The 21,909-nt window shown below is 59.6% G+C and carries 22 protein-coding genes and 2 tRNA genes; 17 read left to right on the top strand and 7 right to left on the bottom strand.

The window, feature by feature from the left end; all coding sequences use genetic code 11:
• Positions 1 to 88: 88 nt before the first annotated feature.
• The 4 genes from ACYQ1P_RS11425 to ACYQ1P_RS11410 form a co-directional block, all read right to left on the bottom strand.
• Entirely contained in the window at positions 89 to 496 is a 408-nt protein-coding gene (locus ACYQ1P_RS11425) for a hypothetical protein (protein WP_460020483.1), read from the bottom strand.
• Between the two features lie 211 nt (positions 497 to 707).
• Positions 708 to 839: a hypothetical protein gene (locus ACYQ1P_RS11420; protein WP_460020482.1), complete on the bottom strand. Its 132-nt coding sequence runs from the start codon at positions 837 to 839 to the stop codon at positions 708 to 710.
• 218 nt (positions 840 to 1,057) lie between these two features.
• Positions 1,058 to 2,187 (bottom strand): IS3 family transposase gene (locus tag ACYQ1P_RS11415; protein ID WP_460018929.1). Its coding sequence is split into 2 segments (ribosomal slippage): positions 1,058 to 1,926 and positions 1,926 to 2,187, totalling 1,131 coding nucleotides; the frame shifts between segments, so codons are not numbered across the junction.
• Between the two features lie 33 nt (positions 2,188 to 2,220).
• Entirely contained in the window at positions 2,221 to 3,321 is a 1,101-nt protein-coding gene (locus tag ACYQ1P_RS11410; protein ID WP_460020481.1) for a PDDEXK family nuclease, read from the bottom strand.
• A gap of 775 nt (positions 3,322 to 4,096) precedes the next feature.
• Here ACYQ1P_RS11410 and ACYQ1P_RS11405 point away from each other — a divergent pair.
• The 5 genes from ACYQ1P_RS11405 to ACYQ1P_RS11385 all read left to right on the top strand — a co-directional run bounded on the left by ACYQ1P_RS11405 (position 4,097) and on the right by ACYQ1P_RS11385 (position 9,160).
• Complete coding sequence (locus tag ACYQ1P_RS11405) at positions 4,097 to 5,062, top strand: hypothetical protein (RefSeq protein ID WP_460020480.1); 966 nt, start codon at positions 4,097 to 4,099, stop codon at positions 5,060 to 5,062.
• 174 nt (positions 5,063 to 5,236) lie between these two features.
• Positions 5,237 to 6,340, top strand: coding sequence for a polyamine ABC transporter substrate-binding protein (locus ACYQ1P_RS11400; protein WP_460020479.1), 1,104 nt, complete (start codon positions 5,237 to 5,239; stop codon positions 6,338 to 6,340).
• The gene (locus ACYQ1P_RS11395) at positions 6,337 to 7,476 is read left to right on the top strand and encodes an ABC transporter ATP-binding protein (RefSeq protein WP_460020478.1); all 1,140 of its coding nucleotides are present in this window, start codon (positions 6,337 to 6,339) and stop codon (positions 7,474 to 7,476) included. Before ACYQ1P_RS11400 ends, ACYQ1P_RS11395 begins: the two co-directional genes overlap by 4 nt.
• Positions 7,473 to 8,366, top strand: coding sequence for an ABC transporter permease subunit (locus ACYQ1P_RS11390; RefSeq protein WP_460020477.1), 894 nt, complete (start codon positions 7,473 to 7,475; stop codon positions 8,364 to 8,366). The genes ACYQ1P_RS11395 and ACYQ1P_RS11390 overlap by 4 nt, the downstream gene beginning before the upstream one ends.
• Entirely contained in the window at positions 8,363 to 9,160 is a 798-nt protein-coding gene (locus tag ACYQ1P_RS11385; protein ID WP_460020476.1) for an ABC transporter permease subunit, read from the top strand. The genes ACYQ1P_RS11390 and ACYQ1P_RS11385 overlap by 4 nt, the downstream gene beginning before the upstream one ends.
• A gap of 22 nt (positions 9,161 to 9,182) precedes the next feature.
• Here ACYQ1P_RS11385 and ACYQ1P_RS11380 read toward each other — a convergent pair whose 3' ends face one another.
• Positions 9,183 to 11,732 carry an ABC transporter substrate-binding protein gene (locus tag ACYQ1P_RS11380; RefSeq protein WP_460020475.1) on the bottom strand — a complete coding sequence of 850 codons (2,550 nt, stop codon included), beginning with the start codon at positions 11,730 to 11,732 and terminating at the stop codon, positions 9,183 to 9,185.
• A 167-nt stretch (positions 11,733 to 11,899) separates the two neighbouring features.
• Positions 11,900 to 11,974, bottom strand: a tRNA-Val gene (locus ACYQ1P_RS11375).
• A 165-nt stretch (positions 11,975 to 12,139) separates the two neighbouring features.
• On the opposite strand from ACYQ1P_RS11375, the gene ACYQ1P_RS11370 reads away from it, so the two are divergent.
• From ACYQ1P_RS11370 to ACYQ1P_RS11315, 12 genes are all read left to right on the top strand, one after another.
• Complete coding sequence (locus ACYQ1P_RS11370; RefSeq protein WP_460020474.1) at positions 12,140 to 13,027, top strand: N-formylglutamate amidohydrolase; 888 nt, start codon at positions 12,140 to 12,142, stop codon at positions 13,025 to 13,027.
• A gap of 66 nt (positions 13,028 to 13,093) precedes the next feature.
• A complete protein-coding gene (gene hisG / locus ACYQ1P_RS11365) occupies positions 13,094 to 13,762 on the top strand; it encodes an ATP phosphoribosyltransferase (RefSeq protein ID WP_460020473.1) in 669 nt (222 codons plus the stop codon).
• Positions 13,746 to 15,050 (top strand): histidinol dehydrogenase, encoded by a 1,305-nt coding sequence (hisD, locus tag ACYQ1P_RS11360; RefSeq protein ID WP_460020472.1) that lies wholly within the window; start codon positions 13,746 to 13,748, stop codon positions 15,048 to 15,050. Before hisG ends, hisD begins: the two co-directional genes overlap by 17 nt.
• A 1-nt stretch (position 15,051) precedes the next feature.
• Positions 15,052 to 15,528, top strand: a complete 477-nt coding sequence (locus tag ACYQ1P_RS11355) for a UPF0262 family protein (protein WP_460020471.1) — start codon at positions 15,052 to 15,054, stop codon at positions 15,526 to 15,528.
• A 6-nt stretch (positions 15,529 to 15,534) separates the two neighbouring features.
• Positions 15,535 to 15,960 carry an arsenate-mycothiol transferase ArsC gene (locus tag ACYQ1P_RS11350; protein ID WP_460020470.1) on the top strand — a complete coding sequence of 142 codons (426 nt, stop codon included), beginning with the start codon at positions 15,535 to 15,537 and terminating at the stop codon, positions 15,958 to 15,960.
• A 137-nt stretch (positions 15,961 to 16,097) separates the two neighbouring features.
• Positions 16,098 to 16,790, top strand: coding sequence for a cytidylate kinase-like family protein (locus ACYQ1P_RS11345; protein WP_460020469.1), 693 nt, complete (start codon positions 16,098 to 16,100; stop codon positions 16,788 to 16,790).
• Between the two features lie 94 nt (positions 16,791 to 16,884).
• Positions 16,885 to 17,103 carry a translation initiation factor IF-1 gene (infA, locus tag ACYQ1P_RS11340; protein ID WP_046023280.1) on the top strand — a complete coding sequence of 73 codons (219 nt, stop codon included), beginning with the start codon at positions 16,885 to 16,887 and terminating at the stop codon, positions 17,101 to 17,103.
• A gap of 26 nt (positions 17,104 to 17,129) precedes the next feature.
• A complete protein-coding gene (locus ACYQ1P_RS11335; RefSeq protein ID WP_460020468.1) occupies positions 17,130 to 17,717 on the top strand; it encodes a Maf family protein in 588 nt (195 codons plus the stop codon).
• A complete protein-coding gene (locus tag ACYQ1P_RS11330) occupies positions 17,718 to 19,091 on the top strand; it encodes a ribonuclease E/G (RefSeq protein WP_460020467.1) in 1,374 nt (457 codons plus the stop codon).
• A 4-nt stretch (positions 19,092 to 19,095) separates the two neighbouring features.
• Complete coding sequence (locus tag ACYQ1P_RS11325; protein WP_460020466.1) at positions 19,096 to 19,317, top strand: DNA gyrase inhibitor YacG; 222 nt, start codon at positions 19,096 to 19,098, stop codon at positions 19,315 to 19,317.
• 68 nt (positions 19,318 to 19,385) lie between these two features.
• Positions 19,386 to 19,461 (top strand) — tRNA-Phe (locus ACYQ1P_RS11320).
• Between the two features lie 262 nt (positions 19,462 to 19,723).
• A complete protein-coding gene (locus ACYQ1P_RS11315) occupies positions 19,724 to 20,671 on the top strand; it encodes a glycosyltransferase family 2 protein (protein WP_460020465.1) in 948 nt (315 codons plus the stop codon).
• On the opposite strand, the gene serA is transcribed toward ACYQ1P_RS11315, so the two are convergent.
• Complete coding sequence (serA, locus tag ACYQ1P_RS11310; protein ID WP_460020464.1) at positions 20,664 to 21,899, bottom strand: phosphoglycerate dehydrogenase; 1,236 nt, start codon at positions 21,897 to 21,899, stop codon at positions 20,664 to 20,666. The two genes, ACYQ1P_RS11315 and serA, sit on opposite strands and share 8 nt — an antisense overlap.
• Positions 21,900 to 21,909 lie beyond the last annotated feature (10 nt).

The raw sequence follows: 21,909 nt of genomic DNA, 5'->3' as shown, positions 1-21,909 counted from the left end.
GATAAAATGCAGCATCACCGTAATCCGTACGTAATCCTAAATGGAGGTAGCGCACAGGCCCTCTCATGGACGGCCTTGCCCCGAGCGCTCAGGCCTCGTCATCGTCGCTGAACATCCATGCAACCAGCGCGGTGCCGGTCAACAGTCCGAGCAGTCCCCACCTGCCGGCACCGCCTTTCCCACGAGGCACGGATTGCGGTTTTTCAGCTTCGGCAAGTTCGCCAAAGACGATCAGGAAGACCAACAGCCCGATCCAAAAGCTGTCCACCTTGAAACCGACCCAGGTCCCGACTCCTCCTGCAATGAGCAGGAGGCAGATCGGAACACGAGCCTCCCTTTGCAAGGTTCCGTCATCCGAAGTCGAGCACCGAAGTCCCTCTCCCCAAAAATGCTCATACAGACCGCCGAGCACCAGGGCCGCGCCCAAACCGACCCATCCGCTGTCGAAAGCAAACCCCAGCCAGACAGCGGCACCCATGGGAATAAGCAGGCACATCACCGCCGGTCCATCGTGATCATCTCCCACCACATATCAAGGTCATTCCACCGGTCGGCCCGGACCCGGGTCAGGGTCGCCACGACACGGTAGCCTGCGTCGCGCAAGTGACATGTTCTGTCCCTTTCAGATCCCCTTTATGCATTTGCACGAGCATCAGCATAGGCGCTAAGGACTGACCATTTTGGTCATATACTGAGATTTGGATCAATCATTCTGGCGCGGCACTTTGCCGATCATTGGCTTTTTGCACGAGGAAAAGCGCCTCTTTCAGGATGTCCAGCCATTCGTCCTGGTGGTTGAGGAGGGTGTTAACGGGGGGAAGCTTGCCGTTCACAGCCACTCGCCATGTCCAAGGTTTGCCTGTGCGGATCACTGTCGCACCAGGTATCAGCGCGGCGATGCTCTCCAGGTATCGAGAGCTGGCCGGGATTGTTCAGACAGTTTTTGGCGTTGGATAAGTGGAGCCTCTGCCGGTTGCCGTGTTGTATCGCCGATGCGGGGCCTCACGCAGGGAGGGCGTAGCCCGACTGGAGTGGGGCCCCGCATCGGCAGTGAACGTCATGCTGCCACCGCCTGGGGCTGGTTGTCAAAGTAGATCCTATCCGGCGGCACCCGACCGAGGCTCGAATGTGGCCTCTTGCCATTGTAGAAGTCAAAATAGCGGCCGAGCGAGGTCCGCGCCTCGCCAACGCTGTCGTAGGCCCGAAGATAGACCTCCTCGTACTTCACCGAGCGCCACAGCCGTTCGACAAAGACGTTATCCCGCCAAGCTCCTTTGCCATCCATGCTGAGGGCGATGCCGTTGTCCAGCAGCAGGCCGGTGAATGGGGCACTGGTGAACTGGCTGCCTTGGTCGGTGTTGAAGATCTCCGGCTTGCCATACTTGGCCAGCGCGTCTTCGACCGCTTCCAGACAGAAATCCACGGTCATGGTGATCGACACCCGCCAAGACAGAACCCGGCGGCTGCACCAGTCGAGCACCACACAGAGATAGACGAACCCCCGCGCCATGGGGATGTAGGTAATGTCCATCGCCCATACCTGATTGGGACGCAGGATGGGTAGGCCGCGCAGCAGGTACGGATAGATCTTGTGTCCCGCTGCTGGTTTTGACGTGTTTGGTCGCCGGTACAAGGCCTCGATCCCCATGCGCCGCATCAGCGTGATGACATGATCGCGGCCGATCTCAACGCCCTCGTTGCGCAGGAAATCGCGCAGCATCCGGCTGCCTGCGAACGGAAAGTCCAGGTGCAATGCGTCGATCCGACGCATGATGGCCAGATCGGCGGCAGACACCGGTCGGGGCTGGTAATAGAGGCTGGCGCGACTAAGCCGCAGCACCTCCGCCTGCCGTTTCAGCGGCAGGGCATGGTCACGGTCGATCATCGCTTTACGCTCAACATGCCGGCCTTGTCGAGCGCACCGGCCAAAAAATCATTCTCCAACGTCAATTGGCCGATCTTGGCATGCAACTCCTTCAGATCAACCGGCACCGTCGCCTGGGATCGGCTCGCGCCGAAAACCCCCGATGCCCCCTCCAGCAATTGCCCTCGCCAGGTCGTGATCTGGTTCGGATGCACATCAAACTGCTGCGCCAACTCGGCCAGCGTCTTGTCTCCCTTGATCGCCGCCAAAGCCACCTTCGCCTTGAAAGCCGCTGTGTGGTTCCGCCGTGTACGCTTCGTCATGGTTCCTCCCGATCAACGGCATCATCGCCGCTCTCAGGCAGAAAATCCACTTAACCCCCTGTCTGAATTTCCCAGGCCACCTCTTCGTTCGGCAGCCTCAACCCCTCCCGCCTTGACGAGCGCGTCCGGGAGAAAATACGTGTTCAAATTTCCCTCCAGATCGACGGACCCGAAGTTGACCGGCGGCAGCCCATGCTCCAACCAATGTATAATCAATGTCCGTCGGCTGGTGATCTGAAACCCAATTTCCCGGCACTTCGCCAGGAAGGTGCGCAACTGCCGCACCATCTCCGAATCTTTCTCGGCCAAGGTTTGAAGGATTTCCTCTTCCGTCAACGTTGGCAGTCGCCCTCGCGACACCGCCTCTCCTCGAGGGGAAATAGGACTCGGAGAGTCCACCCGAACCCCGTCATCGCTCCGTCGGACGACCGCCCGTTCGATCTCCACTGTCCGAGCCAAAACGCGGGGTTGCAAGATGTACCCACCCGGTTCCGGTTTCGGCATCTGGTAAAGGGCCAATTCCACCAGGGAAAATGTGAAGTGGAGTCCGGCGTGGGATTGGAGGAAGGCCGTGATGGATTCCACATCCTCGCGGATGCCGTCCCCGACAATCATCAAAAGGAAGCGGCCCCGCTCCAAATTGCGCGCCACGTCGTCAATAAACACCGGTTGCTCGACGGTATCATCTTGTCGGGAAACCATTTCGTAAACAGGATCGGCTCCGCCTCCGGCAGCTCGCCGTACCGCACGGCAAAGATCGTCGTAGGTCCATCGGCTGACCTCTTTGGCGTAGTCGAGAATTTGCCCAACGACTTCCCTCCGAGCCTCCGGATTTCGCCACAGTTTGCATTCGACGAGGGTCAGTTGTCCGTTCGGGGTGACATAGGCGATATCTATCGGCCCCGCAGCCGTCGGCATTTCCCTGCAAATGGGGATGGCTGGCGCATAGGACGGATCAATCTCCCCAAACGGAAGGATTTCCGGGTGCCGATATAACAGGTCCTGCATCCAGCCTTCATCGTAATCGTTCCCATTCCCGCGCTGAAAGGCGATCCGCTCCAGCGAAAGGCTTTCTTGTATAATATCCAGCTCCGCAAGGTACATGGGTGGTGCATAACGGCTTCTTCGAGCCATCGGAATCTCCTGAAACGAGGGAGGATCGCGTACTCTTCGTGACATGCCAAAGCTAGGCGTACCCAGCAGTAAGCGCATTGAGCCGCGCCCACAACCGCTCGATTTCTATACATGCTTCAATCCACGCGGCAAGCTTGGCAGACAGAGGCGACAGATATCGCCCCGCTGAGGGTTGCAGGAACGAAGGCCGTACGGATTCCCGGATGATGTCGCTCAATCCATTCTCGGACTTCTCCGTTTTTCATACCCCTCGGATCCCCGCCAAAAATCCGCATGGATGGGCGTGGCGACGGCATGGCCAAACCGCCCACGATTTGGGCATTTTTCAAGTGTTTTTAGGGATTACGGTGACGCTGCATTTTTTATCGGGGATTACGGATTAGATTACGGTGACGCTGCATTTTTTATCGGATTGCGGAGACGTCAGCAGATGGGCGCGAGGCTGTCTGGGGGGTGAAAAAACTTGACCCCATACTTCGAGACAGCCCTTCGGGCTTCCTCAGCATGAGGCTATCCTTTTGGGATAATGCAATAGGAAATTCCATTGTCCGCTCCTGGCAAAAATGAGGCTCTCCCAGCATCCTGCAAGCATATCTGTAATCAGGGTCAAGAGCGGAAGTCGAATGTCCGGGACTGCACCCGGTCATAAAGTTTCATTTGCATATCGACCAATCAGCAACTAATAATATTGCATATTTTTTAAATTGCTACCGTGAGACCGCCTTTCGGTGCCTCGCACACGATCCGAATCGAACAGGGGAAAAGGAACCGACCCATGGCCAAACAAAAGACACGACATAGGATTCGCCGATTCCGCGTTGCCTTGATGGCGTCATGGGGACTTGCTCTTTCCTTCGGTGCTCCTGCTCAGGCAGTCGAGTCCAATTTACCGTTCCATTGGCCATCGAATACGAGCGTTCCAGTCCATTATAGCGGACTGAAGAAGGGCAATACGTTTGAGGCAGCTTTCGAATTACGTATCGGGATAAATTCGGAAGACAAAACCTATTCGATCTCCCGCCAAAATTTCGAACTCAAGAAGCTGAACGGACAGGCGTTGACTAAAGCTGAAATCAAGGCTGCGCTCGCACCGGTTCAAGCGATAATGGGGTATACCCCCACCTTCCGGATTTCCGAAGATGGCACATTGACTGCCATTGAGGATTTTGATTATGACGCCATCTTGGACTGGCTGGGCAAGACAACGGCCGGAACCGAAAAAAGCGACTCGGACGGCCAGATGAATAAGATTTTCGAGCAGATGAAGACTCCGCAAATGCGCCAAATGATCAATGCGAAGATCGCTGAGGAATGGAGCTATTGGGTTGATCTGTGGCGCTACGGGCCGACCGTGGAGGGAACCGCTCAGGTTTTGCCGATGCAGATCAACATATACGATTCCGAAGTGGATCAGCAGATCACCATTCGGCACAAGGGCACCGCGCCCCAATGTCCGACTTGCGCCCGCTTCGTCGCCGAAGTGGAGACCGACAAGCAGCAACTGCGCGCGGCGATGATTGATATGATGTTGAGCATCGCGGGGGCTCCATCGAAACGGGCAGAAATCGAAGCGGCCTTCATCGATATCGATCAAATCAACCACATGGAAGCCGTCATAGACACCAAGACCCTACAGCCCTACGCCGTATCGACCTCCCAGCGTACCGTGATTACGGGGAAAGATAATCAGCCGCAGGAGAAGATTGAGGAGAAATCCTGGATCTTCGATTGGCCGAAATAGCCTATAGAGCGCGACCCATGGTGTTTTAAGATGGTCACTCCGCCCACGAATTAGGCAACTTAAAATGTGATCGTCGGGAAATAACTCGGCACGCAGAAATCCGATTGACAGAAGGGAAAAGCGATCCAAATACTCCGCGATCATTTCATTCCGGACTTGGGGAGGCTTCCATCCATGCGTACCTTGCTGCTTGCTGCGGCCACGGCTTCGGCCCTGGCGATCCTTGGTCTCCACGGTGCCCGCGCCGATGAGGAAAAGGTCCTGAACGTCTATAACTGGAGCGATTACATCGCCGAAGATACCCTGGCCCGCTTCACCGCCGAGACCGGAATCCAGGTCCGTTACGACGTCTACGATTCCAACGAAATCGTCGAAGCCAAGCTGATGGCCGGACATTCCGGCTACGACGTGGTCTTCCCCTCCGCCCAGCCGTACCTGGCCCGCCAGATCAGCGGCGGGATCTATGCCGAACTGGACAAGACCAAGCTGCCCAAGCTCGATCAGATGGAACCGGCGGTGATGAAAAGCCTCGCCTCGGCCGATCCGGGAAATACCCACGCGATTCCCTATATGCTGGCCGCCACCGGGGTCGGTTACAACGTCGCCAAGGTGCAGGAATTGGCGCCCGGCGCACCGACCGATAGCTGGTCGCTGATTTTCGATCCCAAATGGTCGGAATTGCTGAAGGGCTGTGGCGTCACCCTGCTGGACGACCCCAACGAAGTCATCCCGGCGGCCCTGGCCTGGCTGGGCAAGGACCCCAATTCCACCGACGAGGCGGACCTGAAAACCGCCGCCGCCGTCATCGAGGCCATTCGCCCCAACCTGCGCTACATCCACTCTTCCAGCTATATCAATGATCTGGCGAACGGCGACATCTGCGTCGCCCATGGCTACGGCGGCGATTTGATCCAGGCCCGCGACCGCGCCATCGAAGCCAAGAACGGCGTCGAGATCACCGTCATGCTGCCCAAGGAAGGGGCGCAGATCATCCTCGACGTGATGGCCATCCCGGTCGATGCGCCGCACCCGAACAACGCCCATACCTTCATCGACTTCATGATGCGCCCCGATGTGGTCGGTCCGATCACTGACGCGGTGGGCTACGCCAACGCGGTTAAGGGGGCCGAGGCCTTCGTCAGCGCCGAGCGGCGGGCCGACCCGGTGATTTATCCGCCGCAGGAAGTGCGGGATCGCTTCTTCTCGGTCGGAGTCAAGCCACAGGCCTACGAGCGGCTGCGCACCCGGCTGTGGACGCGGGTCAAAACCGGCCAATGATCCGGTCCGCCGCGCCGAGCCCGGAACCCTGGAAAGACCCCCAGGCCAGGCCGTTCATCCGCATTGAGAATGTCGCCAAGGTTTTCGATGGCGAAATCGCGGTGAACGACCTGAGCCTGGACATCTATCAGGGGGAACTGTTCTCGCTGCTCGGCGGCTCGGGCTGCGGCAAGACCACACTGCTGCGGATGATCGGCGGCTTTGAGGAACCTACAGCCGGGCGGATTCTCATCGACGGGGTGGACATGACCCATGTCCCCCCCTACGAGCGTCCTGTGAACATGGTGTTTCAGTCCTACGCCCTGTTCCCCCATATGAGCGTGGCGCAGAATGTCGGCTTCGGCCTGCGCCAGGACGGCCTGCCCAAGGCGCAAATCACCGATCGGGTGCGCGAGATGCTGCATATGGTGCAGCTCGACTCCTACAGCGAACGCAAACCGCATCAGTTGTCCGGCGGCCAGCGGCAACGGGTCGCCCTGGCCCGCGCCCTGATCAAACGGCCCAAGCTGCTGCTGCTCGACGAGCCGCTGGCCGCCCTCGATCAGAAACTGCGCGAACGGACCCAGTTCGAAATCGTCAATTTGCAGGAGCAATTGGGCATCACCTTCATCATGGTCACACACGACCAGGAAGAGGCCATGACCATGTCCGGGCGTATTGCGGTGATGAATGCCGGGTCGCTGCAACAGGTGGGCACGCCGGGCGAGATCTACGAATACCCGGCGACCCGATTCGTGGCCGACTTCATCGGCGTCGCCAACATGTTCGAGGGCGTGCTGATCGGCGAAACGGACGAAGGTCTGATCGTTCAGTGCCCGGAACTGAACCAGGACATCCGGGTCACTCGGCGCGGTTCGGCGGCCGAGGGCGCGCCGGTCCAGGTCATGGTCCGACCGGAAAAACTGTCGATCCAACTGGACGGCGAGCCGTCCCCTTCCCTCAACAGCCTGCGCGGCCAAGTCTCGGATATCCGCTATTTCGGCGACATGTCCACCTATTACGTGGTGCTGGACGGCGGCAAGACGGTGCAAGCCTCGCAACTCAATTATCAGCACACGGCGGAACGCAAGATCACCTGGGAGGACGAGGTGATTCTGTCCTGGCACCCGGACAACGCCGTGGTGCTCGCCCAATGACCCGGCGGCGCTGGAAACGGGCGCTGGTCCTGGCCCTGCCGTTCGGTTGGATGAGTCTGTTTTTTCTGCTGCCGTTTCTCATTTTGCTCAGGATCAGTTTTTCGGAAAGCCGGATTGGCATTCCGCCCTACACGGATATCATCCAATGGGGCGGCGAGATGTGGGTGCAGATCAACGCCAACCTGAGCAACTACGCCTTCCTGCTCGATGATTCGCTGTATGCGTCGGCGGTCCTGAGTTCCCTGCGCGTCGCCGCCCTTTCGACACTGATCTGCCTGTTGATCGGCTATCCCATGGCGCTGGGCATCGCGCGAACCGCACCGCCTTGGCGCAACCTGTTGCTGATGCTGGTGATTCTGCCGTTCTGGACGTCGTTCCTGATCCGCGTCTATGCCTGGATCGGACTGCTGAAGAACGAAGGGCTGTTCAATCACCTGCTGATGAGTCTGGGGGTGATCGACCAGCCGCTGCCCCTGCTCCATTCCGCCTTCGCCGTGCATCTGGGCATTGTCTATTCCTATCTGCCGTTCATGGTGCTGCCGCTCTATGCCACTCTGGAGCGCATGGATCATGCGCTGATCGAAGCGGCGGCGGACCTGGGATGCCGCCCGTTTCGCAGCTTCCTGTCCATTACCCTGCCGCTGTCCATGCCCGGCGTCATCGCCGGCTCGATGCTGGTGTTCATCCCGGCCATCGGCGAGTTCGTCATCCCCGACCTGCTCGGCGGATCGAGCACCTTGATGATCGGCAAGGTGCTGTGGACTGAATTCTTCAACAACCGGGACTGGCCGCTGGCCTCGGCGGTGGCGGTGGTGCTGCTGATTTTGCTGGTGGCACCGCTGACTCTGTGGCAGCGCCGTCAACTGGCGGCCGAGGAGAAGCAGTCATGAGACTCCGACGCCCCGGTTTTGTCGCCAGTCTGACCATATTCGCTTACGCCTTTCTCTATGGGCCGATTATCTCGCTGGTGATTTACTCGTTCAACCAGTCGAAACTGGTGACCGTATGGGGCGGTTTTTCCACCAAATGGTATGGCGAACTGTTCCAGAATGCGCAACTTCTCTCGGCGGCCTGGCAGAGTCTGAAAATCGCCACCCTGTCGGCCAGTCTGGCGGTTGTGCTCGGCACCCTGTCCGCCCTCGCCCTGGTGCGTTTCGGGCGGTTCGGCGGGCGGACCTTGTTCCACAGCATGTTGACGGCCCCGCTGGTCATGCCCGAGGTGTTGTTGGGGCTATCCATTCTGCTGCTGTTCGTGGCCATGGAGCAGTTCATCGGCTGGCCCCAGGGGCGCGGCATGGTGACCATTTCCATCGCTCATATCACCTTTTCCGTCGCCTATGTGACGGTGGTGGTGCAATCGCGACTGTCGCAGGTGGATCGCACCATCGAGGAGGCCGCCCTCGACCTGGGAGCCAGGCCGCTGAAGGTGTTTCTGGTCATCACCCTGCCGATGATCGCGCCATCGCTGCTGGCGGGCTGGCTGCTCGCCTTCACCCTGTCACTGGATGACCTGGTGATCGCCAGCTTCACCTCCGGGCCGGGGGCCACCACCCTGCCCATGGTGGTTTTCTCCAAGGTTCGACTGGGTGTCGACCCACAGATCAATGCCCTGGCCACCCTGTTACTCATTCTGGTGACCGTCAGTCTGCTGCTGGTCATGCGGCTGACCCGGGCCCGCAAGTAAGCCGTCGCCCAACCGTGGCCGATCAGGATTCCGAAGCAAACAGGGTAAAAAAGAAAGAACTCCCCTTCCCGGGCGTGCTTTCCACCCAGATGCGCCCGCCATTTCGTTCGACGATTTTCTTGCACACGGCGAGGCCGATGCCCGTGCCCCCATATTCTTCCCGACTGTGAAGCCGCTGAAAGATCAAAAAGATCCGCTCAAAGTACCGCGCTTCCATGCCAATGCCGTTATCTTGGACGCAAAACGTCACCATGCCGTCCTTAGTCGACGCGCTTATATGGATTTGGGGGGGCCGCTCCTGCGACCGATACTTCAGCGCATTGCCCACCAGATTTTGGAACAGTTGTATTAACTGCGAGCGGTCCGCGACCACCCGCGGAAGATTTTCGAAAGTAACAATACCCTCGGATTCGGAAATGCTGACCTCCAGGTTGTCGAGGGCTTCTTCAAGAACTTGCTCGGAATCCACCTCGGAAAGACTCCCTTCTGCAGTCTGCAGACGGGAATATTGCAGGAGCCCCTTGATGAGCGCGTCCATGCGCTGGGCACCACCGACGGCAAAGCCCACATAATCGTGGGCATCCTGGTCCAATTGATTTCCGTAGCGTTTAATCAACAACTCCAGATAACTGGAAATCATCCGCAACGGTTCACGCAAATCATGGGAGGCGACATAGGCGAAGCTATCAAGTTCCGTATTGGTTTGCTTCAGGCGGATCAAGGTCTGATGAAGCTCCGAATTGGTCACCTCCAGAGCCTGACTCTTTGTCGTGAGGGCCTTTTCCGCCCTTTCCGCACGACGCTTGGCTCGGAACATCCACATAAAAACCAAAGAGGCAAAAATCAACACGGCAAAAAAATATGGAAGATATTGTACGTAATCATAACCTTTTTCATATTTCACATTGATCCATCTATTGAATATCTCCTGCCTCTTTTCAATGGAAACTCTTGAAATAACCTCGTTCAGTACCGTTACAAGCTGAGGATAATCATCCCGCACCATGATCCGTAAATCGAAATTGAGGCCCGTTTCTCCAGATATTTTTAAATTCGTATATCCATAATGATTGATCGAAAAAGAGAGCACGGGAAGAATATCCACGAAAGCATAGGCCTCGCCGCGCGAAACCGCCTCAAGACCCTCCTTGACGTTTTTCACCGGAAGGTAATCCAAATGGGGAAAGGCCTCGCGCATCATCCCATGGGCCGTGAAATTGTTTCCAACGGCAATTTTCCTGCCGCTGAGATAGGACGGGTCCGGGATGAAATTCTCGTCCTTGGAGGTCACGATGGAAATGGGAAAACTGGCGTAGGGATTGGTGAACAAGGCGTAGGCCAACCTGTCTTCCGTTTTCCCCACGCTGTAAATGACATCGACCGTTTTGTCGCGTACCGCATCCAGTTCCGCCTTGAAACTTTTAAAGGGCGTCACTCTGACCCGCAAACCGGCCGCCTTGGCGATTTCCATCCAGAAGTCGTGCCCGATCCCCAGAGGCACCGCGGTCTCAGGATCGACGAATGAAATTGGGAACCAGTTGGTCGTGGTCGCGGCCGTGATAGCGGTTCGTTGGATGAAGGCCCGTTCCGCCTCGGTGAAGGTAAGGGGCGCTTTCGCCAGCAAGCTGTCTTGCCACACAAATGCCGCAAGCGGGCGGTCCGACAAACGTATGCCCATGAGTCGATAGGCATCCGAAGCTTTTTCGAGTTTGCGATAATCAAGGTCTCCGAGTGGAATACCCGGTTTGATCGCCAGGGTTTTCAGCACATTGGCTTCATAGAGCAAGGCTTCATAGGATTTGCGCTGTTCGTTGTACTTTTCCTGAATGAGACGAATGGTTTCATCAATATGGTCAAAGGCATAGCGCCACCCTTCCAGGGACGCTTCCACAAAGGCCTGGGTTCGCTTGGGATGGTCACGCACCTGCGCCTCGGATGAAAACAGCAGGTCGCCATAGAAGGAAATGCCATTCTCCTTGGGGTCGAAGATCCGATAGCCGTACCCGCGTTCCCGCATATGGAACGGTTCATTGCTGACGTAGGCGGTCATGGCATCGGTCCGCCCCTGGGCCAGATCTTCGATATCGTAGGAATGGTCCTGCCTGACGATGTCGTTGCGCAATAAGCCGTGACTGAAGAGCAGCGCCATGATCGAGGCTGAATCCAACGCGTCGCCGCCGATCATGACCCTTTTGCCCCGAAGGTCTTCCGGCGTCTTCATATCGTCATCGTCACGTCCCATCAAGACGAGGGGCGAATCCTGAAAAACGGCCGCCAGAGCGACGATAGGCTTTCCTCTGAAATAATCGGCGACCAGCGACGAATAGCCCACGCCGAACTGCGCCCGACCGGAGATGACCGCGCTGACAACGTCGGTTTTGTTTCTTTCATAGGGAAGGATCGTCACCTCCAGGCCCGCCTCGGCGTAGAATCCCTTTTCCTTCGCCATGTAAAAACCGGCGAATTCAAACTGAGGCAGCCAATGAAACTGGATTGAAACCGGTTCGAGAGGTTTCGCCGCGGCATCGGCGCTCATTAAGACAGCGAACAGAAGAGTCCACAGAATTTTCATTGACAAGGATTCCGAACTCCATACATTTCACACATTCTATTTGTGCAAAACAAGCTGCCTCATGACTTTCAAAGAAACGGGAATCATTATCGCCAATGAGGGAACGGCAGGCAACCAACCATTCCATAGCAAAAGGGGCCGGAGCCATGGCTCCAACCCCTTCGAATTGGTGGGCGTAGCTGGGATTGAACCAGCGACCCCTGCGATGTCAACACAGTGCTCTCCCGCTGAGCTATACGCCCTCACATGCGTCCCCCGGCGACGGGATGCCCGGAGACCGGCCTTTTAGCGCCAATCGTCGGTCCATGCAATAGTTCTGTGGGCTTTTCCGTCGGCCTTGGCTTGCGCAACGGACGGACAGGGGGTAATCCCATAAGTCTCTTCGATGCCCGCTTGGGAGCCGCCTGTTGTTTCACCCCGATTCCGACCTCTCCCCCCTTGGCGATCCAAGGATCGACCCGCCCCTGGAGTTGCTTGACGCCGACCCGCCGCGCGGGCCGCTGATCCTCGCCTCGCCGCACAGCGGACGGATCTATCCCCCGGCTTTCGTCCGCGTGGCCAAGCTCGACCCGACCGCGCTGCGGCGCTCCGAGGATGCCTTTGTGGAGGAATTGTTCGAGGCCGCTCCCGGCCTCGGCATTCCACTGCTCAAGGCGCATTTCCCGCGGGTGTATCTGGACCCCAACCGGGAACCCTGGGAAATGGACCCGCTGATGTTCGACGGTCCTTTGCCGGCTTATGTCAACACGGCTTCGCCCCGGGTGGCGGCAGGCCTGGGCACCGTGGCCAAGGTGGTGACCGATGGGGCGCAGATCTACGGCACCGCCCTGCCCTTCGACGAGGCCCGATGGCGGGTGAAGACCTACTACGAGCCCTATCACGCCGCCTTGCTGTCGCTGATCGAACGGACCCGCGACGCCTTTGGAACCTGCCTGCTGGTGGATTGCCATTCCATGCCCTCGGTGGGCGGCTCCATGGACCCGGATCGCGGACGGCGACGGGCTGATTTCGTGCTCGGCGATGGCTTCGGAGAGACCTGTGCCCCGTCGGTGCTGCGTCGGGTGGAAACGGTGCTCGGCGACCTGGGCTATCGGGTCGTCCGCAACATTCCCTATTCCGGCGGCCATACCACCCGCCATTACGGACGCCCCGAGGACCGGGTTTATGCCTTGCAGATCGAGATCAACCGCGATCTCTACATGGACGAAGCCCAGATCCTGCGCAGGGACAATCTGCCGCGCCTGCGGGAGCATCTGACGACCCTGATCGACAGCCTGGCCGATCTAGAGATTTAGCATATTCCCTGGAATCCCCCCTTCAGACCCGCTAAGAAGTAACACCCCTTCAGGAGACGTCCGCCGGTGCCCGATCGCGATAAACTTGTCCTTGCCCTGCCCAAGGGGCGCATTCTCAAGGAAGTCATGCCCCTGGTGCGCGGTGCCGGGATCGAGCCGGAAGCTGCCTTCGACGACCCCAAGTCGCGCGCCTTGCGCTTTGCAACAAATATCCCCGACATCGACATTGTGCGGGTGCGCAGTTTCGACGTCGCCACCTTCGTCGCCTTCGGGGCGGCGCATCTGGGAGTCTGCGGCAACGACGTGCTGATGGAATTCGATTACCCCGAGATTTATGCCCCGCTCGACCTGGGCATTGGATATTGCCGCATGGCGGTGGCCGAGCCGGTGGAACTGAGCGCCGAGGACGATCCGTCCCGCTGGAGCCATGTGCGGGTGGCGACCAAATATCCGCATATCACCGCCCGTCATTTCGCCGCCCGCGGCGTGCAGGCGGAATGCATCAAGCTCAACGGCGCCATGGAACTGGCTCCCAAGCTGGGGCTATGTCGGCGCATTGTCGATCTGGTCTCCACCGGCGACACCCTGCGCGCCAATGGGTTAGTGGAAGTAGAACAGATTGCCGAGATCACCTCCCGGCTGGCGGTCAATCGGGCCGCCCTGAAAACCCGCCCGGAGGAAATGACCCACTGGATCGACCGTTTCCGGGAGGCCCTTAATGCCCGTTCGTCTTGACAGCAAATCCGCCGATTTTGAAACCGCGTTCACCGAAATTCTTGCCGCACAACGGGAATCCGATGCCGATGTCAATGAAACCGTGGCGGCGATTTTGGCCGATGTGCGGGCGCGTGGCGATGCGGCAGTTCTCGACTACACAGCCCGCTTCGATCATCAATCACTGAGTCCTGAGCGCCTGCGCATTTCCAGCAACGAGATTGAGGCCGCCACCGCACAATGCACAACCGAAACCCTTGACGCGCTGACTGAAGCGGCCAATCGCATTGAATCTTTTCACGCCAAGCAATTCCCCGAGAACCTGGAATACTACGACGAAGCCGGGGTACACCTGGGCCTGCGCTGGACCCCCATCGCCGCCGTGGGTCTCTATGTTCCCGGTGGATTGGCGGCCTACCCCTCCTCGGTGCTGATGAATGCCCTGCCCGCCAAAGTCGCGGGGGTGGCCCGGGTGGCCATGGTGGTGCCGACACCGGGCGGCGTGCTCAATCCGCTGGTCCTGGCCGCGGCCAAGATTTGCGGTATTGACGAGATTTATCGGATTGGCGGCGCGCAGGCGATTGGTGCCTTGGCCTATGGTACCCCGAGTATCGCGCCGGTGGATAAGATCGTGGGACCCGGCAATGCCTATGTGGCGGCGGCCAAGCGTCAGGTGTTCGGCACCGTTGGCATTGATATGATCGCCGGGCCGTCGGAAATCCTGGTGGTCGCTGACGGTCAGAACGATCCGGCCTGGATCGCCATGGACCTGTTATCCCAGGCCGAGCACGATCCGAGCGCCCAGTCGATCCTGATCACCGACGACGCGGCCTTCGCCGATGCGGTCGAAGTGGCGATCCGAGGCCATCTCCAAACTTTGCCCAAGGCCGATATTGCCGGTCAGAGCTGGGAAAATCACGGAGCAATCATCACCGTTTCCGATTTAAAGGACGCCTATTCCCTGGTCGACCGCATTGCACCTGAACACCTGGAATTGGCGCTGGAATATCCCAATGCTTTCGCGGCCCATATCCACAATGCCGGGGCCATGTTCCTCGGGCGCCATACACCGGAAGCGGTCGGCGACTATGTGGCCGGACCGAACCACGTCCTGCCCACATCCCGCTCGGCCCGCTTCTCCTCCGGGCTCGGGGTGCTAGATTTTATGAAGCGTACCACTTTTATTCAGTGCGACGCCGAGTCACTGGGACGGATCGGTCCGGCGGCGGTGACCCTGGCTCGGGCCGAGGGATTGGACGCGCACGGCGATTCGGTCGCCCTGCGCCTCAACCTGCCGCGAGGAGGATGACATGGAAGGGGACAGCACCGCCAAAATCGTCCAGGTCTATCTCGATGAAAAGACGGTGGTGCGGCGCAGCCCTCAGGTCGAGCATGAACGGGCGGTGGCCATCTACGACCTGCTGGAGGACAACCTGTTCGATGTCCTCGGCGAGGAAGGTCCGTTCAACCTGCATCTGGCCATTCAGGACAACCGGATGGTCTTCGACGTGCGCTCCCAGGCCGACGACCCGCTATGTCAATTCACCCTCCCCACCTCGATCTTCCGCGCCCTGATCAAGGAATATTTCATGGTCTGCGAGTCCTATTACTCGGCCATCAAGAGCGCCGGGACGCAGCAGATCGAAGCCATCGACATGGGACGTCGGGGCCTGCACAACGACGGTTCGGAAATGCTCATTGAACGCCTCGCCGACAAGGTCCGGATCGACCTCAATACGGCGCGGCGGCTGTTCACTCTCATCTGTGTATTGCATATTCGGGGATAGGCCCAGATGGAGTCCCTGCCCTCGGCCGTGCTGTTTTGCTGCACCATGAATTCCATACGTTCGCCAATGGCCGAGGCGATCCTCAAGTATCTGTATCCCAATTCCATCTTCGTGGATTCCGTGGGTGTGCGGGCCGGCGAGGCGGACGGCTTCGCCATTTCCGCCATGGATGAAATCGGCCTCGATATTTCACGCCATCGCAGCAAGACCTTCGAGGATCTGGAAGACAGTTCCTTCGATTTGATCATCTCCCTGTCGCCGGAAGCCCAACACAAGGCCGTGGAGCTGACCCGCTACATGGCCTGCGAGGTGGAATTCTGGAACACCCTCGATCCCTCGATCATCGAAGGAAACCGGGAAGCAAGGCTCGAAGTCTATCGGCAGGTCCGCGACCAGTTGATGCGCCGAATACGCGCCCGCTTCCCCCGCTGATTCCCTGCCACGCGCATGAAAACAAACCAGACTTTCCCGATTGTCACTACCGAAAGCCGTCCGGCGATGGTAGAATCCAGGATAGAGTAACAGCGTCGCCTTCTGCGGCGGCACACCAGAATGGAAGGGAGAGGCGAATGACCTTCAATATCCAGGGCGTCATCCAGGCGATGGTGCGAGCTCAGGATCTGGAGCCGGATGCGGACCAGGGCGGCAAGCCGGTCATCACCATTTCGCGCACCATGGGTTCCGGCGGCAACGAAATCGCCAACCTGCTGGCCAAGCGTCTGGGGGTCCAGCACTTCGGGCGAGAGGTCCTCGACGCCATTGCCAAACAGACCCAGGTCAATCCCAGCCTGATGAACAAGCTCCACGAATCGGTGGCCAGCGCCAGCGATGCCTGGCTCTATTCTGTGGTTTTCGGCAAGAAAGTCTCGCGGGACGACTATCAGCGTCATCTGGTGACCGCCACCCGCGCCCTGTACAAAATGGGCGGCGTCATCGTCGGACGGGGCGGACATATCATCCTGGCCGGTCGCGACGTATTGCGGGTGCGCATTATCGGCAGTCCCGAGGTCTGCGCCAAACGCATCGCCGTGCAGGAGCAAAAGGACTATGCCGACGCCCTGGCAATGGTCAAGGAAAGCAATAAAAAACGCAGTTCCTTCATCAAGGAACAATTCTCGCACAAGTCCGACGACCCGCTGGATTTCGATCTGGTGATCAATACGGACCACTTTGCTTCCTATGAACAGGTCGTCGATCTCCTTGAACAGGCGGTCAAAAGCCTGTGCAAATCGGGGACCGTGACCGGAACGACGCAAAAGTAGGCCTGTTATTTGGTTGCGGATTCCAGGAAAAGACTTGACCGGGAAGGCGCTCGTGCGCACCTTACGGCGCTAGTTCACCGACTCCGAGGACCCGATGGCCAAAGAAGACCTAATTGAATTCAGCGGCACCGTGACCGAACTGCTGCCCAACGCCATGTTCCGCGTCAAGCTGGACAATGACCACGAAATTTTGGCCCATACGTCCGGCAAAATGCGCAAAAACCGTATTCGTGTGTTGGCTGGCGATCGGGTCAATGTGGAAATGACCCCCTATGATCTGACCAAGGGCCGGATCACCTTCCGCTTCAAGTAAGCGGGACTGGATCCGCCACAGGCCCCATGTCGCAGCCCGGATCTCCCCCTTTCATTCTTGCTTCCGCCTCCCCCCGTCGCCGCGACTTGTTGGCGCAGGTCGGCATCACGCCGGATGGCATTCATCCGGCGGAGGTGGACGAATGCCCGTTACAGGACGAACTGCCCCCCGCCCTGGCCTCGCGGCTGGCCGAGGCGAAGGCCCGTGCCGTGGCCGTAGGGCATCCCGATGCCCTGGTCCTCGGGGCCGATACGGTGGTTGCCTGTGGTCGCCGCTGTCTGGGTAAACCGGAAGACGCCACCGAGGCCCGACGGATGCTGCACCTGCTGTCCGGGCGCCGCCACAAGGTTATCGGCGGCCTGTGTCTGGTGACGCCCGGGGGTCGGGCGTTCCACAAACGGATTACAACATCCGTCGCCTTCAAGGTCCTGCATCCTGACGAGATTGCCACCTACCTGGACAGCGACGAATGGCGGGGCAAGGCCGGGGCCTATGCCATTCAGGGCCGCGCCGGGGCCTTCGTGCGGCAAATCGTCGGCTCCTATACCAATGTGGTCGGATTGTCCCTGCTGGAAACGCTGGGGCTGTTGCGCGGCCACGGGTATCGGCCCTGAATGCGCCGCCTGCTGGTCAGCCGCCTGCCCGGCGAAACCCGTGTGGCGCTGCTGGAAGAGGAGCGGCTGATCGACTTTCGCTATGAAAGGTCCGGCACAGCGAGCCAGGTAGGCGCCCATATACTGGGACGGGTCACAGCCCTGGCAGCCAACAACAGCGGGGCCTTTGTCGCTCTGGGGCGCGGTCCCGACGGCTTTCTGCCATTGCGCAAGGGCGACAGACTGACCGAGGGACAGGCGGTTCCGGTCGTCATCACCCGTGACGCAGAAGCCAACAAGGGGCCGCGCCTGAGCCGGGAACTTCGACAGGCCGGACGGTTCATCATTCTGCTGCCGACGAGCCCCGATGTTCGGGTTTCCCGCCACATGGCCGACAAGGCGCGGCGCACCGCCCTAACCACCTGGGCCAGATCAAAAGGGACGGGCATGATCCTGCGGCGCTGTGCCGCCCATGTGCCGCTCGAAGGGCTGGAACGGGAACTGCATGCGTTATTGACGGATTGGTCAGATCTCCAGAAAGCGCTGGAGGCCGTCAAAGCCCCGGCGCTTCTGAAGGCGGCCCCGGATGTGGTGGAGAGTGCCCTGATCGACGCCGCGCATCTGGATGAAATCATTGCCGATGACGCCGAAGTCCTCGGACAATTGCGCCGCATCTGCATCGAGCGGGCCCCCGACCTGGCCCTGCGCATCGTGCCCCATGGGGAGTCCGAACCGCTGTTCGACCACTTCGATCTGGAACCCCGCATCGAGGCCCTGCTCGACCCGGTGGTTTCCTTGCCCTCCGGGGGTCGCCTGATCATCGAGCGCACCGCCGCATTGACCGCCATCGACGTGGACAGCGGCAGCACCACGAGCCGTGGACCGGGCGGAGCGGTCCATCAGGCCAATCTGGAAGCGGCGGACGAGATTCCCCGGCAGATGCGGCTGCGCAATCTGGGCGGTGCCATCGCGGTGGATTTCGCGGGCGAGTCCCGGGCCGGACAACGCCAGGAGGTGGACGCCCGCCTGAGCCAGGGTCTGGCCGACGATCCGGTGCCGGTGCATGTGATGGGCCGTGGCCCCGCCGGATGGCTGGAACTGATCCGCGAGCGCCGCCAGCCTGCCCTGGAAGAACTGATGCTCACCCCCGGCCTCCCCCACCGCAACGGGGAGTCCATGGCCTACGAGATCATCCGTCACCTGCTGCGCGAGGCCCGCCACCCGCCGCGTGGCGGACTGACCCTGAGCCTCTCCCCCCCTGTGGCCCAGGTCCTGAGCACGACGGCCAAACCGGCCCTGGACCTGGCCCGCCTGCGTTTGGGGTGTGCCCTGCGCCTGCAAACCGATGACCGGCTGCCCGCCGAGCGCTTTGACCTGAAACCGACCCAGGAGTGACCCGATGAGCGATCCCGACCCCTCTGCTTCGGCCCATGTGCCCCTGGCCGGTCGCCGCTGTCCCCGGTGCGGCAAACCGGCGGTGCACGGCTACCGGCCCTTCTGCTCCAAGCGCTGTGCCGACCTGGATCTAGGGAAGTGGCTGTCCGAGGATTACCGCATTGCCGCCGAAGAGGCTCCCGGAGAAAACGATTATGCGGAAATCGAAGAAGAACCAACCTCCTGAGGGCTGGACAGCCTTTCTGAATTCCTCTATACACCCCTCCGGTCGTGAGGCATTGTGCCTCACTTCCTGCCCAGGTAGCTCAGTTGGTAGAGCACATGACTGAAAATCATGGTGTCGGTGGTTCGATTCCGCCCCTGGGCACCATTTCTCCTTCCGTCGAAATGCCGCCCAGCTTTTGGTTCGATGTCGCTCCGCAACGGGGCACCATTTCTCCTTCCGTCGAAATGCCGCCCAGCTTTTGGTTCGATGTCGCTCCGCAACGGGGCACCATTTCTCCTTCCGTCGAAATGCCGCCCAGTCTTTGGTTCGATGTCGCTCCGCAACGGGGCACTGTCTGCCTTATGGTCGGCATCATGTTGTGTCACGACGAGGCCCCCTCTCCCCCCCTGCACTTTGGTGGATCGTGATGCCGCAAGTATCCGTCATCCTCCCCTGCTATAACGCACGGGACACGGTCGCCGAGACGATCCGCAGTGTCTATGCGCAAGATCATAAGAACATCGAACTCATATTGGTGGACGACGGCTCTACTGACGGGACAGGAGAGGTCCTCCGTGAACTGGTCGCTGATCATCCACAAACCCGGATCATCACCACTGAAAACCGCGGCGTCTACAGCGCTCGCAACACTGCCCTGGCGGCCTGCAACGGCGACTTCATCGCCTTCATTGATGCGGACGACGTCTGGTTTCCAGACAAGATCTCACGCCAGTTGGCCTGTCTGGCGGAGGCTCCCGCAGCCGGCATGTGCCACACGGCGGCGACCAAGATCGACGGCAACGGCATCCCCTTCGGTACCCTTGAAATCCAGGAGGCCTACCAGGGGAATTGCTTTCTGACCCTGCTCCGCCAGAACGGCATCATTCTGTCCTCGGCAATGATTCGCCGCGCGGTCCTGGAGAAGGTTCACGGTTTCGACGACAGCTTCCGTTCGGTAGCCGATTGGGAGTTCTGGATACGGGTCTCCCAGGACTTCGCCTTCGCCGCCCTCGCGGCACCGTTGCTCAATTACCGCTATCATCCCGGCAACATGAGCCGCAACATTCCGCAAATCGCCCTCAACCATGCCCGGATCATCGCCAAATCCCGCTATGCCTTCGGCGGACAAGGCCCGGAGATCGACAAGGCCCTACGAGAAGCCGAATACCGGATGAACCTGATCTACGGGCGGGCGCATGTCGTTCGCGGCGACCGTCGTCTGGGACGTCGCATGCTTTTCTGCGCGCTCTGTCAGGGGCCGCTGACCGTGTTCCTGCTGAAATCTTTCCTACGCGGCATCATCCCCCGCGCCCTCGACCGCATGCTGCATCGAAGCCATGGCCTGCATAGTCACGAGGACGCCGCGCCTACTTGAGGAATCGGGTGCGGATGGTGCCGTCGATGGATTCCAGATCCCGCCGCACGCCGAGGCCCGCCGGAAGCTCGCCGGTGATGTCCACCACCACATAGCCGACCGCACCGTCGGTCATCAGGTACTGACCAGCAATATTCAGATTGCGGGACGAGAAGACTTCGTTGATATGGGCCAACACGCCGGGCACGTTGCGGTGGATATGCAGGAAGCGGGTCACCCCGGCCTGCACCGGCAACGAGACCTCGACCATATTCACCGCCCCCAAGGTGGAACCATTATCCGAGTAGCGCACCAGCTTGTCAGCCACCTCGTTGCCGATGTTGGCCTGCGCCTCCTGGGTCGAACCGCCCACATGGGGGGTGAGGATGACATTGGGCAGACCCCGCAAAGGAGAAACAAATTCCTCGTCCTTGGAAGCCGGTTCCTTGGGAAACACGTCGATGGCCGCGCCGCTCAGGTGGCCGTCGTTCAGCGCCTCGACCAGGGCATCAATATCGACCACGTTGCCGCGCGCCAGATTGAGCAGAATGGCCCCCGGCTTCATGGCCCGGATCTGTTCCCGGCGGAACATGTTCTTGGTCTGCGGTGTCGCAGGCACCTGAAGCGTCACATAGTCGGACATCTCCAGCAGCGCCTCCAGGCTCGGGACGGGCTGAGCATTGCCCAGCGGCAGTTTGTCGACAATATCGAAATAGCGCACCTTCATGCCCATGGACTCGGCAAGCACCGAGACCTGACTGCCGATATGGCCATAGCCGATAATGCCCAACACCTTGCCGCGCACCTCGTAAGAGCCTTCGGCGCTTTTCAGCCAGCCCCCGTTGTGACAAAGCTTGTCCTTGTGCGGGATGCCACGGGCCAGCATGATGATCTCGGCGATTACCAGTTCGGCCACCGAACGGGTATTGGAATAGGGCGCGTTGAATACCGGCACCCCCTTGTCCCGCGCCGCCGCCAGATCCACCTGATTGGTGCCGATGCAGAAACAACCAATAGCCATCAGCTTGTCCGCCGCCGCCAGCACTTCGGCGGTCAGTCGGGTGCGCGAGCGGATGCCGATCATATGGGCGTCGGCGACCTTGGCCTTGAGTTCGTCGCCATCCAAGGCACCGGGCAGCAGTTCCACGTTCTCATAACCATGGGTCCGGAAACTTTCCACCGCGTTGGGATGAATCCCCTCCAGCAACAGAATTTTGATTTTATCCTTGGCCAGCGACAGATTGCTCATGGGGGTTCTC

The sequence above is a fragment of the Magnetospira thiophila genome (genome assembly GCF_054657015.1).
This window is presented reverse-complemented; position numbering and strand designations above follow the sequence as displayed.

What these genes read in the sequence shown, in the direction of transcription:
- ACYQ1P_RS11335 (WP_460020468.1), top strand. Translation starts at nt 17,130, where the DNA reads ATGTCGCAGCCCGGATCTCCCCCTTTCATTCTTGCTTCCGCCTCCCCC.
- ACYQ1P_RS11325 (WP_460020466.1), top strand. Translation starts at nt 19,096, where the DNA reads ATGAGCGATCCCGACCCCTCTGCTTCGGCCCATGTGCCCCTGGCCGGT.
- hisD (WP_460020472.1), top strand. Translation starts at nt 13,746, where the DNA reads ATGCCCGTTCGTCTTGACAGCAAATCCGCCGATTTTGAAACCGCGTTC.
- infA (WP_046023280.1), top strand. Translation starts at nt 16,885, where the DNA reads ATGGCCAAAGAAGACCTAATTGAATTCAGCGGCACCGTGACCGAACTG.
- ACYQ1P_RS11425 (WP_460020483.1), bottom strand. Translation starts at nt 496, where the DNA reads ATGTGCCTGCTTATTCCCATGGGTGCCGCTGTCTGGCTGGGGTTTGCT.
- ACYQ1P_RS11315 (WP_460020465.1), top strand. Translation starts at nt 19,724, where the DNA reads ATGCCGCAAGTATCCGTCATCCTCCCCTGCTATAACGCACGGGACACG.
- serA (WP_460020464.1), bottom strand. Translation starts at nt 21,899, where the DNA reads ATGAGCAATCTGTCGCTGGCCAAGGATAAAATCAAAATTCTGTTGCTG.
- ACYQ1P_RS11345 (WP_460020469.1), top strand. Translation starts at nt 16,098, where the DNA reads ATGACCTTCAATATCCAGGGCGTCATCCAGGCGATGGTGCGAGCTCAG.
- ACYQ1P_RS11330 (WP_460020467.1), top strand. Translation starts at nt 17,718, where the DNA reads ATGCGCCGCCTGCTGGTCAGCCGCCTGCCCGGCGAAACCCGTGTGGCG.
- ACYQ1P_RS11390 (WP_460020477.1), top strand. Translation starts at nt 7,473, where the DNA reads ATGACCCGGCGGCGCTGGAAACGGGCGCTGGTCCTGGCCCTGCCGTTC.
- ACYQ1P_RS11395 (WP_460020478.1), top strand. Translation starts at nt 6,337, where the DNA reads ATGATCCGGTCCGCCGCGCCGAGCCCGGAACCCTGGAAAGACCCCCAG.
- ACYQ1P_RS11350 (WP_460020470.1), top strand. Translation starts at nt 15,535, where the DNA reads ATGGAGTCCCTGCCCTCGGCCGTGCTGTTTTGCTGCACCATGAATTCC.
- ACYQ1P_RS11410 (WP_460020481.1), bottom strand. Translation starts at nt 3,321, where the DNA reads ATGGCTCGAAGAAGCCGTTATGCACCACCCATGTACCTTGCGGAGCTG.
- ACYQ1P_RS11385 (WP_460020476.1), top strand. Translation starts at nt 8,363, where the DNA reads ATGAGACTCCGACGCCCCGGTTTTGTCGCCAGTCTGACCATATTCGCT.
- ACYQ1P_RS11405 (WP_460020480.1), top strand. Translation starts at nt 4,097, where the DNA reads ATGGCCAAACAAAAGACACGACATAGGATTCGCCGATTCCGCGTTGCC.
- ACYQ1P_RS11380 (WP_460020475.1), bottom strand. Translation starts at nt 11,732, where the DNA reads ATGAAAATTCTGTGGACTCTTCTGTTCGCTGTCTTAATGAGCGCCGAT.
- ACYQ1P_RS11355 (WP_460020471.1), top strand. Translation starts at nt 15,052, where the DNA reads ATGGAAGGGGACAGCACCGCCAAAATCGTCCAGGTCTATCTCGATGAA.
- ACYQ1P_RS11400 (WP_460020479.1), top strand. Translation starts at nt 5,237, where the DNA reads ATGCGTACCTTGCTGCTTGCTGCGGCCACGGCTTCGGCCCTGGCGATC.